Below are 18,029 nucleotides of genomic sequence, written 5' to 3'. Positions count from 1 at the left end.
TGTAAAAATATCCGGATTTTCACCTAATCAGTATTTGATGAAATACCAACCTCAAAAATTTGTTTACTTAGTATATTGCGTATTTCGGGATGATCCGGCCAGTTTGTTCTTCGTTTTAAAGACTTACTTTCGATTCATCAGCTCGGGGATATTTACAGAGAATTGAGACATAATTTTCTCAATGATAGCTTTCGCGACAGTCTCAATTCCAGGTAAGTGTTTAAGCTCAATAAACTGCTGCACATAGCTCTGTTTGCTTTTAGATAACGTTCCACCATTGCTTAATAGCAACGAAATCAGCACATCGATATTTTTGTTCGATATATCGAAGGTGCTATTGATATGATCTTTCAGGGTATCAAAACAGATAATCAGGCAGACTTCTTCGATGAGCTCTGAAGAAACTGCGGTTTCCATCATGTCGTAGACAAATTTCACATGCTCGGTAAAGTCTGGGTAGCGATACATGTATTCGATGTCATTGTTAATTACGATCTTTGAGTCATCAGAAAAGGAATAATCAAGCATCGATAAAATTGGTCTGGAAATACTCTCCAGAACCTGATCATACTTTTCCGGATTTCTTAAAATTGACGCAGAAACAGGAATAATAAACTTATGTTTCGCTTCACGCTGTTTCATCACGTCATGGATCAGATATCGATGCAATCTGCCATTACCATCGATAAAAGGATGGATATAAACTTCACCAAACGAGATGATGCATGCATGGATCAGGGCAGGCATAGATCTGTCTAACATCAGATTCTCATGCGTAGCTAACAACCCAGCCATCATTCCAGGTACATGTTTAGCCAGTGGACCTATGTAGTGCACATCCTCATCAACGATATTATACCGTTGGATCGTGCTGCCAACATAGATTTCATCCATTCTGTAATCGTTAGCTCTAACCCGCTCTTCGACAATCTGATTTTGGATATCAATCAGTTTGCCTTTGTTTAACTCAAACAGACCAACATTTTTGACCGCATTCAAAAACCGCTGCATTCTCTGTTTATCAGGGCGCTCATTCTCAATTTCAGTCGATGATTTGGTTTCTTTCGTGTAGAGATAATTTATGGAACGTCCCAAAATATCGGTTGATAATACATCCCCCAACGATTGCATTTTTGTATAGGCAGTTTCATAAACATCTATACCGGCAATTTTCTGAATTTGCTTTGTTTTTCTTACTGTTGGGCAGTAGTCTCTGTTCCCAATAGCATTGTTTATGACACGCATTCTTTTGTGCCGAATGCCGTCTTTTAAAGTATAGTAAAACGCATCATCAAACAGCGTGATGTAGTTCCCACTGGTCAATGCGGGTATGGGGAGTTCTTCATCAGTTAGCCATTCGAACAAAAACCACAACACTCTGTTATATTTTGATTGTGGTGATGCTCGAATGAAATCTGCAAATTCATTTACATCAATGACTTTGAATATTGCAGCAAAAAAATGAAGACGAATACCTTGGTATTTAATTGCAGCGCACATGTGCTCATAGGGTGAGTCGGTAATTTTTCTTGTGGCAGGTATCACTCTTCTTTTAGATGAACCAAAATCTACTATGCTGTCTGCTGACACTGATTTATCAGCAAAGACCTCGACATTCAGCTTCGGAAGCAGTAGTTTGTAAAGCTGGTTTAGGTAGGTGTAACCTATTGGACTCATCTGTAAGAATACCTTGTTAGTTATCACTAAAGATAAAATACTTATATATTTAGAGTAACACTTACAAACTAACCATTCCACTTACAAGCCACTCGTTTTACTTAAAAAACACAGTTTTACTTATAATCTTTCTACAGACAGTAATGCACTTCATGATGGAGGAATAGCAGACTATCAACGCACATTTTAAAACCCGAACATACTGACACTACTGTCTAATACTTTACTACTCAAAATGAATGGTTTGTCATGTCGTTGGCCAGAGCTTGCGACCTGTCTGTGCCGGATGTACACCATATTTATCTACCGGCACCGGCTTATATTGTAAAAGATCACACTAAATTACCACCTGTGTAGTAACTTCAACTCTTCACTTGACATACATAAAGTACATAATGTTTTTCTTTGAAAAGATATTCTTGCCTGCAATATCTGATGCCACAGTTCAGTCTTTTGCTGTTTTCGGTATAAATAACATACATCATCGATAAATAGAATGCTCGACTCGATAAGCATCTTACGGTAAGTGTTTTGCTCTATCCTTTGACTACACCGCTCTGCGCTTACGAATAAAACTTGCTCAGTATGGATTACCTTGCCATAAAGAAACCTTAATAAGCTAGTCATGCCATCACCATTACCTGAATGGCTATCAATAGTAAATAAATAACTATCAGCAGAAGTTAAAAATGAAAGCCCTGCTTCAATCGCTGCACGATTATTGTCTATCTTTAGAATGAGGCTATCTAAATTATTTCGTGACACAACGTTCCCAAGGTGCTCATTTTTTTCTAAAATTTCCATTTCTACCTCCAAGTGCATGAAAATATAACTTTTAATGCGATGTGTTGAAGCCCTCGTTAGCAGGTGTTTTCCTAAATTACAGATTCCCTCCTTACGAGCAACGTAACAAAGGGGTTTCTAATTTTGGATTGGGCCAGGTGCATAAAACAATTTTTCCAGATGTCGGAATGCGCTTTTTTAGCATTATTCAATCAAGTATCAATATTTGGTGCATATTCTGAAACAAAAACATCACTTAACTGAGGGGGCTTGAAAGTCTGTACTAGGGCGGCTTATTAGGAAAATATTTTTTCTAAGCGTTATTCACTCATGGCTAAGTGTTCACGTTGCTTTTAAGTTGTAGAACAAAAAACAAACTACTTACCTGCTTACGGCAAAAAGCCACGATATTCATCAATGGTAAGATCCCTCATTTATGCATAACCTAATTAATTATTACTAAATGAGTATTTCAATGGAAAAACGTGTCTAGCAAAGTCTGGGAAGTCCAGTATTACGCCACTTAAAATGGGCATCCCAGACTTGGCTAGGTAAAACATCACTTTGGATTTTGCAGCAGTACCACAAACCGCCTTCAATCACTGGCTCCTCGAGAGGTAAAAAATCGCCGTGGATTTTGTATCATGCCACTAACCCCCTTTGCTCACGGGTATTTCAAAGGGTAAAAAATCGCCATAAATATTACATTTAACCGCTAAACCTCTTGTAATGTGGATCTATCCAAACAGCAAGGTGACGCAACTTAAGACTAATGGTCCAGGAATAAAATGGACATTTAAATCAGAGCGCCAACCTCTGATCATCGAACTAATGAGAGCTTAAGAGACTGCTTCTCCATCAGCGCAACTTCGCAAAAGTATTGCGCCTTAAATACTTCACATTTCTGAAACAAAAGCATCTCAAACCCTCTATAGACTGCTGCAGCGTTATGAAGCACACAATTAACACTGCCACGGCAGCAGTTTTAGAAATGGAATCACATTATGACTTTTTTAGAGCAGCAAGATTTTCCTCGCTTTCAACCGCGAGTTTTAGCTCGTTTAATGAAGAGTATTTTAGTAGGCGGCATTCTAAGCACTACACCCTTGGTTAGCTTGGCTCTTGCATCCGATGTCACAACAGCAGAAACGGAGTCCCTAGAAGTTATCTCTGTTAAAGGTAGTTACAGCCGCAGCCTAGAGCGCGCCGTAGATCTAAAGAAGTCGAATACGGGCTTTTCTGATTCTATCGTAGCAACTGATGTTGCTGATTTCCCAGAGCAAAACTTGGCTGAAGCTCTGCAGCGGATGCCGGGCGTGACCATTGAGCGAAACAAAGGCTTAGGTAGCAAAGTAAATGTGCGCAGCTTACCTACTGAATTTACGCATGTTTCCATTAATAACCTGGCTACTGCATCGGGTAGTGGCGGTCGTGATGTTGAATTTGATATTTTTGCTTCAGAAATTATACAAAGCGTTACGGTGCAAAAGTCGCCATCGGCTGCAGATGAAGAAGGGGGTATTGCCGGTTCAGTACAAATTAGTACGGCACGACCCTTTGATTATAGTGATAGTAAATTTATTTTATCTGCTGAAGGCGCACATAACTCTATTTCGAAAGAGATCGATCCTAAACTCTCTCTTCTTGCCAGTGATACCTTTGGTGACTGGGGGGCTCTGGTGTCCTTTTCTACAAGCCAGCGCACTAATCGCACTGATTCAAACTCTGGTATTAACTTCAGACCTATGGGCCGTTTTCTGGAAGCCTCTGGCGCACGTTCAGCGCAGGCCATCACAGTGCTGGAACGTGATGCAGGCGTAACTGTTAACGACCGATTAGATAAAAATGAAACTAACCGTATTATCTTTCAAGATAAGGTTGGCGACAGGGTTTATCTGAATGATCAAGATAAGTGGGGAGCTACTGCCTCTTTACAATATAAACCCTCTAATACCTTTAGCCTGACTTTCGATGCCATGTTGGGGGGTTACAAAGCAGTTGAAGACGAGTATGACGCAGCCGCTTACACCGCCTCTAGCCGCAGTACGCTGGAAACGATTCACGACTATGATGACACCACTTTGGCGGAGTACGGTATCGTCGTGCTAACTGATGTGTCTTACACCGCAACTCAGCATGAGTTTTTAAGTAAAGAACGGATAAATGATACCGACTTCACGCAATATAGTCTGGCGCTAGACTGGCAGCTACAAGGCTGGGATATTAATGCTTTAGTCGGCTACTCTGGCGCTGATAAAACATTAGACTACGCCAACCTGAAACACGTTGCTTATGCGTCTTCGCGTAGCCGTTGGACAGCCAATGGTGGTGAAACGCTAGCCAGTGCTGGCTTTGATATGTACAGCTCACCTGAAAGCTACCTGTTCGAAGCCTACGAAACCGAATTGGAAAACGTCACTGATGATAAATACGCTGCGCAACTCGACTTTAAAAAAGCGTTAGAACTGGGGTTTTTACCCGCATTAAGCAGTGTGCAGTTTGGGGTACGTTACACCGACAAATCGAAAGAACGGCAGTTTGGTGCAACCAAAATACAAGGCCCTACAGCGGGCAGTAGCGAATGGGTCAATACCCGCACCATGGCAGATAGCCAGCTACAGCTGGTCACCGATATCGTACCGGGCGGCAATTATCAGCCAAAAGATCTAAACTGGATGCAAATATCTAACGATTACGCCCGCAATACGTTTCGTTATAGCGGTTTCTCTGTGCCTTTTAATGCAAAAGATTACTACCGGGTAGATGAAGAAGTGCTTAGCCTGTATGCAATGGCCAATATGGACTTTGACCTCGCTGGTAAACCCGTATTTTTAAATGCTGGCGTTAGAGCAGTGGATACCTCAGTGCTGTCTTTTGGCTATCACCAAATACAGAACGCTGATGGCTCTACTGGGTTTACGACCGAGCCCATATCGAAAGAAGGCAGCTATAACGAACTGTTACCCAGCCTAAATATGACCATGGAAGTGCTCGATGATGTGTTAGTCCGGGCCGCCGCCTCAGAAACGCTGATGCGCCCCGCATTAACAAATATCGCCTACAAACGCTCTGTTAGTTGGAACTCGTTCCGCTTTACTGATGGTAACCCCGATCTGAAACCAACCTATGCCAAACAATGGGAACTGGGTGTGGAATGGTATCTGGAAAACGGCGGTTTACTAGCTGCATCGTATTTCTGGAAAGATATTGAAGGGGTGGTTCGTCAAGAATTAACCGGTACAGTACCCAATGTAGAAAAGCTTAATGCCAACGGCTCGCTGGATGGTTACTATGAGTTTGATGTTTATCAACCCGTCAACGCTGAAGGCTCATACAAAGTAACGGGGCTGGAACTCATCGCACAATTGCCGCTGAGTAGACTACACCCAGTATTAGACGGCTTTGGTATTAATGCTAACTACACCATACTGGATAACACCCTAACAGGCTCATCTGATTTGGATATTCCCACTCCACCAGAAGGGTTAGCCGACACCACGTGGAACTTTACTTTTTATTATGAAAATGAAAGTTTTGATGCCCGCATTTCTTATAACTATAAAGACAAATATGTTGAAGTAATTGAACGCAGCTTGTATCCAGTATACCGCGATGCCTACGGTCAAACTGATATTGCGCTAGGTTATAAGCTTAACGACAACATTAAACTGAGCCTAAAAGCAATTAATGTCACGGATGAAGCGACTAAAGGCTACACGCTCACACCTGCATTCCCGGTAATAAATGAGTATTCTGGACGTCGTATAAGTTTAGGATTGCGCGCAGATTTCTAAAACACATTATTAAAACGCTAACTCGGCCACGGTAATACTGTGGCCGATTTTTTTAGGAGTTTCCATGCTCAGCATTAGATCGTACCTAAGCGCGATACTACTAGTACTCTTTATTAGCGCCTGCCAACCAAAGCATCAACATAAACACACCGTCTCGGCCACGCCGGCGCAGCATCCAGTACAAATTGCCTTTTTACCCGATGTGCATTTTCATGATATTTATGCCGACTTTAGCGAGGCCGATTTTCCCGGCCCGGTTAATTCAGCAAGCGGCCATCAAGCCACCATTCGCACAATGGCAACTCAGCTAAGATCAACCCGTTTGTTTAACGAAAACTACTTTGCCTTATTGGCTGCGCTTGATGATTTGGCAGAGCGTAATGTTAAGCTAGTCGTGCTACCAGGCGATTTTAGCGACGACGGTCAGCCTGCACATGTGCAAGGTTTAAGCAAAATATTACGTCAATACCAACAAGAATACGGCATGCAATTTTTTTTAACCAACGGTAACCATGATCCGGTGAAACCTTTTAGCCGCCCAGCAGGCAAGCCTGATTACCTTAATGCCAATGGTCAACCGCACGCAGTATTCAGCCCTGGAAGCCCGGCTTGCCCACTAAACGCCCCAGCTCAAACTGACATAACCTGTACGGAGCAAGTTAAGGAACTTGGCTATGAGGGACTGCTACAGCAATTGTCTGACTTTGGCTTTTATCCTACGTCAGATTACCTGTACTGGGAAACGCCTTATAGCCACTACGACACAACAAATTATCAATTTAGTGAGGCGCTTACTCAGGCTAATTTTACCAAGCGTCAATATGAAATTTGCCTACAAGGTACTGGTGGCACATACAAAGAGTCACACTACAGCCATTGTCAACAAGTGCCAGACAGCAGCTATTTAGTAGAGCCTGTGCCGGGTTTATGGCTGCTGGCTGTCGATGCGAATGTTTATCAAATTGATCCGCAGCAAGCAGAGGGCACATCAGGCCATCAGGCTTTTTTAGGCTCAGGTAATGCGGGCTACAACGCCATGCTGAGCCATAAAAGGCATGTTATTAAATGGATGCAACAGATCGCTGAACGCGCAGCAAAAGAGGGGAAAACTCTGATCACCTTTAGCCATTACCCGATGACAGACTATTATCAGGGCCAAGCTAATGCTATGGCTGAGCTTTTTGGTTCAACCCGAATGCAACTTAACCGCAGCCCTGCTAATGAAACGGCCAGAAAACTGGCTGCAACAGGAGTTAATATTCATATTGGCGGTCATATGCATTTAAACAATACCGGCACCGTCTACTTAGACGATGGCCGCTATTTAGTTAATATTCAGGCCCCTTCTATTGCCGCCTACGTGCCGGCTTATAAGCTACTAACCTTATATCCACAACACATTGAAGCGGAAACGATAGTGTTAACCAAAGTCCCGCGATTTAATGAGCTATTTGCGCATTATCAGCAAGAACATTTGGCATTAACGGCCGCTGGGGCAGAAAATACCTGGGATCCAGCTATTTTACAAAGCACTAACTACAGGGATTTTACCAACGGTCATCTTAGCGAACTTACCCGACAACGTTTTTTACCTGCAGATTGGCCAGAGCAGTTGCGTCAGGTGCTGTTGCAAGTGGATGGAATGGCGTTATTCACCCTGGCACAGCTTACTGAAGATATACCGCTAACAGCCTTAACCAACTTTGCAGCGCTACGCGCAACTGCAAACTGGCAACATGCTGAGCAACAAGCTAGCAACTTGATTACAGAAGCCGGGTTTACACCTCAAGCCTTAGCTAGTTGGCAAGGTAAGGATTTAGTCACCGATTTTTACCGCTTGCGAAATGCCGGACAACTTGCATTGGCCGATATCAGTGCTGAGCGTTTATTACAGTATAAGTGGCTCACTCGGCAATTACAGCCACACCAACCCAAGCAAGAAGCCAATAAGATGCTTTCGCAGCCTAATCAATCACTATCAATGTCGGTTCGCAAACAATTTGGGGCTCTGTTTAGCATTATGCATGCTTTTCAGCACGGTGATCCTAACCAGCACTTTTTGATAGATAAGGCGACCGGTAAGCTAACTGATCTAGCCACAGTTGTTAGGGAATAAACTTACAGTCCAGGTGTTACTAAGAAAAGTATAAGCAAAACGTTAGCTTTCGATGTTAAGCTCATTTTTAATCAAAACATCAAAAGCTTAATGAAAAATAAAAATACCCCAAAAAATCCCACTTTACGACAAGCCACCTCCAACGTGTTGCAACACTTTTTCTGATATCTCAGCTAAAAATGACCACTTTTTTACCGCTCCCAAATGCAATTTCATGGATGCAATTCTATTAAAGTGGTCAGACAAACCAGCCGTTAGGTTAGTTTGTGAAATAATACCCTATTAGAAGAATCACCTAAATTGTTGTTAGGAAATATGTAAAGTGGGAGCTAGTAGTTTTTCTACTAGCCGTATCTGCCAAAACTCTTACAACACATCAGAACAAAAAGTCCGTAGTCAGAAAGCGCGAACTGCGCGAGCTAACCATCTTGCGCACAAATTCGACATCACTGTCCTGATACTTGGCCGCTACCAATGTAGGCGTAGAGAATTGCCGTAATGCATCAATCACAGATAAGGTGCCCTCTGCCGAGTCTTTACGGCCATTAAATGGAAAACTGTCTGGCCCGCGCTGACATTGGGTATTGATATTAATGCGGCCAACCTGATTGGCAAAAATATCGATCAGCTCACCAACTTGTTGTGCGTTCTGGCCGAATATACTTAGCTGCTGACCAAAATTGGAATTCACCACATAATCAATCACATCGTTAATGTCATCGTACGGCACTACCGGAACCAAAGGGCCAAATTGCTCTTCACTGTATAGCCTCATACTGCTGTTTACCGGGTAAAGCAGTGCTGGTATAAACAGCGACGCGCCCGTTTCGCCACCGCCAGCGTTTTGCAACTTAGCACCTTTACTAAGTGCATCCTGTAGAAGCTCAGTTAAGAAAGCGGTCTTACCTGGCTCTGGAAGGGGTGTTATCGCCACACCACTTTGCCATGGCATACCTGCTTTTAGTTCAGCAATCGCTGCACCAAGCTTTTCGACCAACTCAGCGGCGAGGCTTTGGTGCACAAACAATATTTTTAATGCAGTACAGCGCTGACCATTAAACGACAAACTGCCGGCGAGACATTCTTTTACTGTTCGCGAAATGTGAGCATCCGGCAGAATGATTGCCGGGTTTTTCGCATCCAACCCCAGTACCGCCCGCAACCGATGTGGCTTGGGGTGCATACGTTTTAAATCGCTGGCGCCTTTGTTAGTGCCGATAAATGCAAACAGGTCTATCTTGCCACTTTCCATCAATACGCCCACTGTTTCACGGCCACGGCCATAGATGATGTTGATTACACCTGGCGGAAAACTTTGCTTAAATGCCTGCAGTAACGGCTGGATAAGCAGCACACCGTATTTTGCCGGTTTAAAAATCACAGTGTTACCCATAATCAACGCTGGAATAAGGGTTGTAAAGGTTTCATTTAGCGGATAGTTAAACGGCCCCATACACAATGCAACGCCTACAGGCACACGGCGAATTTTACCCAAGCTGCCTTGTTCAATAACAAAATGGCTGGCGTCTCTGTCCTGCTGTTTAAGTGCCGCTATGGTGTCGCGGATATAGTCACAAGTACGGTCAAACTCTTTCAACGCGTCTGGGTAGGTTTTGCCAATCTCCCACATCAGCAAGCGGATCACTTCAACACGCTGCTGCTGCATGAAACCGAGGAAGGTTTCTACGTGCTGAATACGTTCTAACACCGGCATTGTAGGCCAGGCACCACGGCCTAAATCATAGGCTTTTACTGCGCTGTCCAAAGCCTTTAATGCAGTATCAGCATTGAGCAAGGGTGTATGCCCCAGCACTACTTGCTGTAACTCATCATTGTGTTCACTGCGCAAATATACCGGACTGACAACCGGGCTTAGCTCACCTTGCCATTGTACCAAATCACCATTTAGCAGATATTCTCGTTGAGTGATCTCTATGCTGTGGGCAAACTCGACGGGGATGTCTGCTGCCCGAGGGAAAACCTTTATTAAACTCATGCCTTGCTCCTTGTCTAACAATAATTGCCTTGGTTGTTAGTCAGGGTCAGATGTGACGTTTGTCCGGCTTAGACCGGATCTTATGTTTTTTTGTATTGTAGTGCTGTTAACTGTTTCCAGTTGCAACACCCGATGTACTTTGTTTGTGATGTCGGAAAAAACTTAGCAAACCGTCTCCCGCACAGATGTAGGAGATGAGCCCCCACTGATGGGTTTACGGCGTGTCTTCGTGTTTTGTTGCGACATCACAAACCACCTATACCTAGCAAACATTCACTTGGTAAACACTGAAGGCCGGTTCTTTGCCCAGAAACTATTAAAGTGCTCTTTACTAACAATAGCACCGGTGTGCTCCACGACAAAACCGGCCAAGCGGGCGGCAAACTTCACCGCATGCTGCGGTGTGATACCGCATAACCGCGCGGCCAGATAGCCACCGTTAAACGAATCACCTGCTGCCGTAGTGTCTACCACTTTTTTTACCCGGTGAGCTAATCCAGTAAAAACTTCATGTTGATAGCTGCCGTTAATGCCATTTTTGCCATCTTTAACGATAATTTCGTTTACGCCCAATTCGATAAGCTGCGACACCACATCATTGGTAGTTTGCGCGCCAAACAGTACCTTGTGATCGTCCAGACCAGGCAGGGCTAAATCTGTCAGACTATAAGCATGATTAAACGCCGCCTTGGCAGCGTCGGCAGTTGGCCAAAGCGCCGGACGGTAATTCGGATCGAAAATAATCTTGCTGCCGTCAGCTTTTAACTGCTTAACCAGTTCTAATAACTGCGCGCGGTCGGCGTCCGATAAAATCGCCAACGTAATGCCGGAAAAATAAAACATATCGCAGCCTTTAATCGCGTCATAACTCAACTGTGCGTTAAAACATTGCATCACCTGTTTGGCAGCTGAACTGTCGCGCCAGTAGACAAAACTGCGCTCACCAAAAGCATCGGTATTAATCATGTAAAGGCCAGGACGGGCCGTTTTAGTGCGCAGCATCAAGCTGGTATCAATTTTCTCCCGCTCCACCGCACGTAAAAGCTTGTCGCTGATAAGGTCTGTGCCAACAGCGGTAAAAAACTGTACATCCACCGGCTGTTCACAGGTACGCTTTAAGTACACGGCAGTATTAAATACGTCACCGGCAAAATTCTGGTGGTAAACATTGTCGACCAGTTGATACAGCTCGACCATGCACTCGCCCATTATAACTATACGTTTGCTCATGCTTACTCCTTAAGCAGCACTTTTTAACTGTCGGGCAATGGCTGTTGCTGCAGCAGATAGCTCACTGATTTGCTGCCATTGCTTGTTTTTCACCAGCGTAGCCGGTGTAAGCCATGAACCGCCAACGACAAATACATTAGGCAGTGCTAAAAAATCCGCCAGATTATGCTGACCAATGCCGCCGGTAGGGCAAAACCGTACCTGCTGAAACACGCCACTGAGAGCTTTTAACATTTCGATGCCGCCGGATAAATGCGCCGGGAAAAACTTCACTTCACGCAGGCCATACTCGCACGCCAGCGCGATCTCAGACGGTGTCGCCACGCCAGGAGTCAATGGCAGGCCGGTATCTATCATTGCTTCTAGAAGCTTTGGTGTACTTGCAGGGCTGACCAGAAACTGCGCGCCGGCGTCTTTGCTAGCGTTAGCATCCTCTGCCGATAATACTGTGCCAGCACCTACTAACAACTCAGGTAACTCTGTACGGATAGCACTGATAGCCGCTAATGCCTGCCGGGTGCGTAGCACTACTTCTACAGAGCCAATACCGCCCTCCGCTAACGCTTTGGCTATCGCAACCGCCTCATGAGGCGTGTCAGCCTGAATAATGGGTAGTAATTCCGGACCTTTCACCACAGAAGACAATAACGGGGGTAAAGACAACATCAGGCTTCTCCTATAAAAGCCAGCAAGGCGCCGGCAGGATCATTAACTAATTGATGATAAGCGGCCTGAACAGCCGCATTAAAACTTGTGTGTGCAGCTAATTCTGCAGGGAATACTGCACTAACTGCTAAAAATAAGGCTACATCATGCTCTGCCTTGCCATTACACTTTGCGGCTACAGCCAGTAACGGCTCGGACAGAGGATCGACCAATTTTTCTTTATCGCTGAAGCGCTTAACAATAAAGCGGCACCATGCAGCAATAGCAAACGCCAGCTTATCGATCGGTTTACCTGCGGCTAGATTGTCGCCGATCGCTGGCAGAATACGCATTGGCAGTTTTTGTGAACCGTCCCAGGCAATTTGCGCCAGCAAATGGCGGATTGCCGGATTGCGAAAGCGCGCCAGAATATCGGCACTGTACTGGTTAATATCAAGCTCTGTCGGAGGCGTGAAAGACGGTATGATCTCCTCGTTGATCATCTGCTGTACAAAGCAAGTTAGTCGGTTGTCTTGCATCGCATCAAACACAGTTTCATAGCCAAGCAGGCTGCCTACATAGGCCAACGCCGAATGCGGTGCATTCAACAGGCGCAGTTTGGCTTTTTCAAACGCCGTAACGTCCTTCGCATAAATTACGCCGGCCTGCTGCCAAGCTGGCCGGTCTGCCGGTAAGACATCTTCAATCACCCACTGCACAAAAGCTTCGCGCTTGATTGGCCAGTTATCGCCAACCCCCAGCTCAGCACCGACCTGAGCCTTAATAGCGTCATCAGTAGCCGGTGTAATACTGTCGACCATTGTAAGGGGGCTGATAAGCTGCTGGCTTAACCAGTTGGCGATAGTCGGATCTTTTTGTTCAGCAAAAGCAATCAGTGCCATGCGCAGCTTATGGCCGTTATCAGTAAGGTTATCGCAGCTGATAACGCAAAACGGCGCGATATTGGCCTGAAACCTTGCTTCAAGTGCGGTATAAAGCAAACCAATTGCCGTTACCGGCTGCGAGGTGCAGCTCAGGTCTTGCTTAACCAGAGCGTTTTCTAAATCCAGCGTACCACTGGCGTTCAAGCAATAACCTTTTTCGGTAATCGTCATGGTGACATATTTGGTGCTGGCAGCCGTCAAGCGCGCAAAAACCTGCGGATACTGCTCAGTTGCAATAAGAACTTCTGATATAGCGCCTATTACCTGATAGCTCTGAATTACATCTAGCAAAGCTAATATATAGAGCCCATCTTGTGGCATCAGAGCCTGACTGACATCCGGTGATCGCATTGATACGGCGCTTATAGCCCAGTCACCGCCAAATTTCAGCGCTTGTTCGGTATACCAAGCCTGATGGCCGCGAAAGAAAGCGCCAGGCCCTAAATGTACTATTCCGATCTGTGGCTTTTGCTCTGCCAGCCGGTAAGCCGGGATTAGCAATCTACCGTTAAGATTTTTCAGAATCTTAATACTTAGAGGTATCATAATATGCCCGTATCCACATTATACTGTTTCCTAATAACGCCTAAAAAGCTTACTTTAATTGATACGCTTTCTTAACCAATCCGCTCGTTAGTTCATAAGCTAGCTCGCCAGCTTCTTCTTCCGTTAAACGATGCTCGGCCACTAACCCAGCCAGGAAGCGACAATCAATACGGCGTGCCACATCATGCCTGGCTGGTATAGATAAAAATGCCCGGGTGTCGTCGTTAAAGCCCACTGTGTTATAAAAACCTGCAGTCTCAGTTACCTGATGACGGAAGCGCAGCATACCTTCCGGGCTGTCATGGAACCACCAGGCCGGGCCGAGTTTTAATGCGGGATAATGGCCAGCCAAAGGCGCCAATTCGCGGGCATAGGTAGTTTCATCCAACGTGAACAGAATGATGTTTAACTTGGCTTCGTTGCCGTATTTATGTAGTAGCGGCTTTAGCGCCTGAACGTACTCAGTCGCACTTGGAATATCCGCCCCCTTATCCGGGCCGAACCGGTCAAAAATCACTTTGTTGTGATTGCGGTGTGCGCCCGGGTGAATTTGCATTGTCATGCCATCTTCTAGGCTCATACCAGCCATTTCGGTAAGCATCTGGCCGCGGAACAACTCTTTTTCCGTGGCTGACGCTTTGCCACTTATACAGCGCTGATAAAGTGCAGCTGCATCGTTCATCGTTAAATCAGCAGTGAATGCGGTCGGGTGGCCATGATCGGTTGCTGTCGCACCGTGCTCACGGAACACCGCACGTCGTTTTCGCAAAGCCGCCAAGTAGCCCTGCCAGTTTTGCGTGTCTTCACCCGTCAGCTCGGCTAATTTGGCAATATTGCGGACAAAGTCTTCACGATCGGCATCAATCACGTCATCCGGGCGGAACGTAGTAATAACCCGCGTCTCAAAGCCACTGCCTTTTAAAGCAGCATGATGCTTCAGATCGTTCAGCGCGCCTTCGGTTGTGGCAATCAGCTCAATATTAAAACGCTCCAGCAGCGCGCGCGGTTTAAACTCCGGCTTTGCCAGTTGCGCATTGATACTGTCGTAATAATGATTGGCAGTGTCTTCACAAAGCATTTTAGTAAAACCAAACACATCGTGAAAAACACTGTCTAACCAGAGCCGCGACGGTGTTCCGCGAAACAAGTGATAATGCTTAGCGAAAATCTGGAAGATTTTGCGATAGTCGCTTTCTACTGCAACACCGTCTTCACGGTGAATTCCAAGCTCTTCCAACGTAATACCTTGGCTGTACAACATGCGAAAAACGTAATGATCGGGCAGGAGCAACAGGCTGGTGGCGTTATCCCAGTTGGCATTGTCAGCAAACCAGCTCGGGTCAGTATGACCATGCGGGCTGACGATCGGCAAATCTTTGATTTGCTGATATAAACGGCGGGCTATGTCGCGTACCACCGGATCTGACGGAAACAACCTGTCTGGGTGAAGGGTCAATCGTTGTACATTCATCTAACTATCCCTAACTATTTATCTGCGGACAACAAACCAAATTGTGTCGGTAGCCATTCACTGATAGCCGGCACATAAGTTACCAGCATCAGCACAGCAAACATTGCCAGATACAGCGGCAACAGTGGCCGTAAAATCGCTTCCAGCCGGGTTTTGGCGATGGCGCAGCTAACAAACAGCACGCTGCCAACCGGCGGTGACACCAAACCGATAGATAAATTAAGCACCATCATGATGCCAAAATGCAGCGGACTCATGCCCAACTCAACCGCTACCGGCAAAAAGATCGGCGTAAAAATAAGCACTGCCGGTGTCATATCCATAAAGGCGCCTACCAGCAATAAGATGAGATTAATCATCAGTAAAATAAGCAGCGGGTTGTCGCTCAGCGTTAACATCGCCGCACTGATGGTTTGTGGAATTTGCTCATAAGATAATATCCACGACATCGCCGATGAAGTGGCAATCAGCGCCAGCACTATGGAGGTAGTTTCAGCTGACTTCATCAGAATGGCCGCAAGTTCTGAGACTTTTACTTCGCGATAAATACCTACCGCTAGCGCCAGTGAGTAAACTACCGCGATAGCACCCGCTTCTGTTGCGGTAAAAACACCGCTAACAATGCCGCCTATTACCAGAATGATCATAAATAAACTGGGTATCGCAGCGGCCACTTTTTGTACCACCAGCTTCAGTGGTAAGCGGGCGCCAACCGGATAGCCTTTTAATTTGGCATAACCAGCACAGACAATCATCAGCGAAAGGCCAAGCAGAAAACCCGGTAAGTAGCCAGCGATAAACAATGCTGCAATAGAGACACCGCCACTGGCGATGGCATACACAATCAAAATATTGCTCGGCGGGATCAACATGCCGGTTGTTGCGGCGGCGGCTGTGACAGCTGCGCTGTAGTTAACATCGTAACCTTGCTTTTTCATCTCAGGCAGCATAAAGCTACCAATAGCTGATGTCGCTGCAACTGCAGAGCCGGAGATAGCACCAAAGAACATACATGACACCACGTTCACCAGCGCTAGACCACCCGGTAACATCCCCACCAGAGCCATCGCACATTCAATCAGTCGCTTAGCTATGCCACCTCGCCCCATGATAAGACCGGATAACACAAAGAACGGGATCGCCAGTAACGCGAAACTGTTAATGCCGCTTGCCATGCGCTGAGCCATCGTCGTGACCGCCGGAATAAAGTCGATGCTGATTAGCATCGTTGCCAGCGTGGCTAAGCCAATACAAAATGAAATAGGAACGTTAAACAGCAACAGGATAAAAAATACCGCCAGTAACACCACAATTGCCATTTCCATCAGTGCATCCCCTCGACTGCAGGCACCGCTTTACCACTGGCCAGAAAATACAGCTGACACAGGCCATAAAATGCGATCAGCACCCCGGATAACGGCAATATCATGTAGATATACGCCATCTTGATATTTAACGCCGCCGACATCTGGCCTAACTCATAGGTCATAGTCACCAAATTGCCACCGCCGACAACCATTACCGCAATGGCAAACAACACCACAGCGGCAGTTAACAGCATCGAGACTTTGCGCTGCATCTTTTCAGGCAGTTTACGGGTAATAATATCCAACCCAAGATGCACTCCGGTGCGGTAAGCAAAAGCCGCGCCGGCCATACCAATCCAGATAAGCAGCGCACGCGATAATTCTTCAGTAACAGAGCTGGGCGCATTTAATACATAACGCGATACCACCTGCCAGCACACCACCAGCACAATGCCGGCCATCAAACTAGCGAGAAACCATTTCAGCAGCGAGTCTACCGTTTGTAGCAGCTTAGTCATGGTTTACCTCAGCTGTATCTGCCGCTTGTGCAATACGCTCTAGCAAAGGGCCAATATCGGTTTGCTCTAAGCTCTGATGAAAAGGCGCTACCGCGTCACGAAACGGCTGTTTGTCCGGATAAATCACTCTGACACCGGCGGCTTCTACCGCGGCCAGCGCCTCGTCTGACGACAACTGCCAGGCTTCCCGTTGATAGCGGATCGAATCCTCTGCGGCCTGGCTCAACCATTGTTGTTGCTGAACAGTTAACCCCTGCCATACCAGGTGGCTGAGTATCAGCACGTCCGGCACTGAGGTATGTTCATCGAGTGTGTAGTACTTGCTGAGTTCATAGTGACGGGATAAATAAAAGCTTGGCGGGTTGTTTTCGGCGCCATCCACCACACCTTGCTGCAGTGCAGTGTACAACTCACCCCAGTCTATCGGCGTGGCAGCGCCGCCCATTGCTTCCACCATACGTACGGCAGTCTGACTGGCCAGTACGCGAAACTTTTTACCGCGTAAATCAGAGGGGGTATGAATTTCAGTGTTGGTAGTATAAAAACTGCGACTGCCAGCGTCATAGTACCCAAGGCCATACAGCCTAACGCCTCTAAGCTCCCGCAATAACTGGTGACCAACCTCACCGTTTAATACTCGCCATAAGTGAGCATTGTCGTTAAAGATATAAGGCACGCTAAATACGCGCATTTTCGGCACAAAGCTTTCGACCGAGCTGGCGGATACTTTAGTCATTGCCAAACTGCCGATTTGCAACAATTCGATAAGTTCACGCTCGTTACCCAGCTGGCCACCGCTGTATATCTGCAGTTGCATTGTGCCGCTGGAATACTCGAAGAGTCGCTCGCCCATTAGCACCATGGCTTTATGAACCACATGCTCCTGGTCCAGCGAATGCGCCAAACGTAAAGTTGTAACTTCCTGTTGTGGCTTGCAACCTGCCAGTAGCAAAGCACAAACTACCAGTATACATCTCACCAGCAAAATATAACTTTTCATAC

General features: G+C 46.0%; 12 protein-coding genes. 2 read left to right on the top strand and 10 right to left on the bottom strand.

What is annotated here, in order from left to right; translation table 11 throughout:
• Window positions 1-123: 123 nt before the first annotated feature.
• Window positions 124-1,677, bottom strand: coding sequence for a Fic family protein (locus JAO78_RS16135; RefSeq protein ID WP_226752391.1), 1,554 nt, complete (start codon window positions 1,675-1,677; stop codon window positions 124-126).
• Window positions 1,678-2,019: 342 nt separating this feature from the next.
• Entirely contained in the window at window positions 2,020-2,481 is a 462-nt protein-coding gene (locus tag JAO78_RS16130) for a hypothetical protein (protein ID WP_226752390.1), read from the bottom strand.
• 983 nt (window positions 2,482-3,464) lie between these two features.
• On the opposite strand from JAO78_RS16130, the gene JAO78_RS16125 reads away from it, so the two are divergent.
• Window positions 3,465-6,254: a TonB-dependent receptor gene (locus JAO78_RS16125; protein WP_226752389.1), complete on the top strand. Its 2,790-nt coding sequence runs from the start codon at window positions 3,465-3,467 to the stop codon at window positions 6,252-6,254.
• A gap of 64 nt (window positions 6,255-6,318) precedes the next feature.
• Entirely contained in the window at window positions 6,319-8,370 is a 2,052-nt protein-coding gene (locus JAO78_RS16120; RefSeq protein ID WP_226752388.1) for a metallophosphoesterase, read from the top strand.
• Between the two features lie 376 nt (window positions 8,371-8,746).
• On the opposite strand, the gene JAO78_RS16115 is transcribed toward JAO78_RS16120, so the two are convergent.
• The 8 genes from JAO78_RS16115 to JAO78_RS16080 all read right to left on the bottom strand — a co-directional run bounded on the left by JAO78_RS16115 (window position 8,747) and on the right by JAO78_RS16080 (window position 18,027).
• Window positions 8,747-10,366, bottom strand: a complete 1,620-nt coding sequence (locus JAO78_RS16115) for an NADP-dependent glyceraldehyde-3-phosphate dehydrogenase (protein ID WP_226752387.1) — start codon at window positions 10,364-10,366, stop codon at window positions 8,747-8,749.
• A 273-nt stretch (window positions 10,367-10,639) separates the two neighbouring features.
• Complete coding sequence (locus JAO78_RS16110; protein WP_226752386.1) at window positions 10,640-11,596, bottom strand: sugar kinase; 957 nt, start codon at window positions 11,594-11,596, stop codon at window positions 10,640-10,642.
• A gap of 9 nt (window positions 11,597-11,605) precedes the next feature.
• Entirely contained in the window at window positions 11,606-12,262 is a 657-nt protein-coding gene (gene eda, locus JAO78_RS16105; RefSeq protein WP_226752385.1) for a bifunctional 4-hydroxy-2-oxoglutarate aldolase/2-dehydro-3-deoxy-phosphogluconate aldolase, read from the bottom strand.
• Window positions 12,262-13,731, bottom strand: a complete 1,470-nt coding sequence (locus JAO78_RS16100) for a mannitol dehydrogenase family protein (RefSeq protein ID WP_226752384.1) — start codon at window positions 13,729-13,731, stop codon at window positions 12,262-12,264. Before JAO78_RS16100 ends, eda begins: the two co-directional genes overlap by 1 nt.
• Window positions 13,732-13,780: 49 nt before the next feature.
• On the bottom strand, window positions 13,781-15,202 hold the full coding sequence (uxaC, locus tag JAO78_RS16095; RefSeq protein WP_226752383.1) for a glucuronate isomerase: 1,422 nt from the start codon (window positions 15,200-15,202) through the stop codon (window positions 13,781-13,783).
• A gap of 14 nt (window positions 15,203-15,216) precedes the next feature.
• Window positions 15,217-16,527, bottom strand: a complete 1,311-nt coding sequence (locus JAO78_RS16090; protein ID WP_226752382.1) for a TRAP transporter large permease — start codon at window positions 16,525-16,527, stop codon at window positions 15,217-15,219.
• Window positions 16,527-17,027, bottom strand: a complete 501-nt coding sequence (locus JAO78_RS16085; protein ID WP_226752381.1) for a TRAP transporter small permease — start codon at window positions 17,025-17,027, stop codon at window positions 16,527-16,529. Before JAO78_RS16085 ends, JAO78_RS16090 begins: the two co-directional genes overlap by 1 nt.
• Window positions 17,020-18,027: a TRAP transporter substrate-binding protein gene (locus JAO78_RS16080; RefSeq protein WP_226752380.1), complete on the bottom strand. Its 1,008-nt coding sequence runs from the start codon at window positions 18,025-18,027 to the stop codon at window positions 17,020-17,022. Before JAO78_RS16080 ends, JAO78_RS16085 begins: the two co-directional genes overlap by 8 nt.
• Between the last annotated feature and the right edge of the window lie 2 nt (window positions 18,028-18,029).

It is taken from the genome of Alishewanella maricola (assembly GCF_016343785.1).
GTDB classification, from domain to species: Bacteria; Pseudomonadota; Gammaproteobacteria; order Enterobacterales; family Alteromonadaceae; genus Alishewanella; species Alishewanella maricola.
Note: the sequence above shows the minus strand (reverse complement) of the source record. Positions and strands in the feature narration are given on the sequence as shown.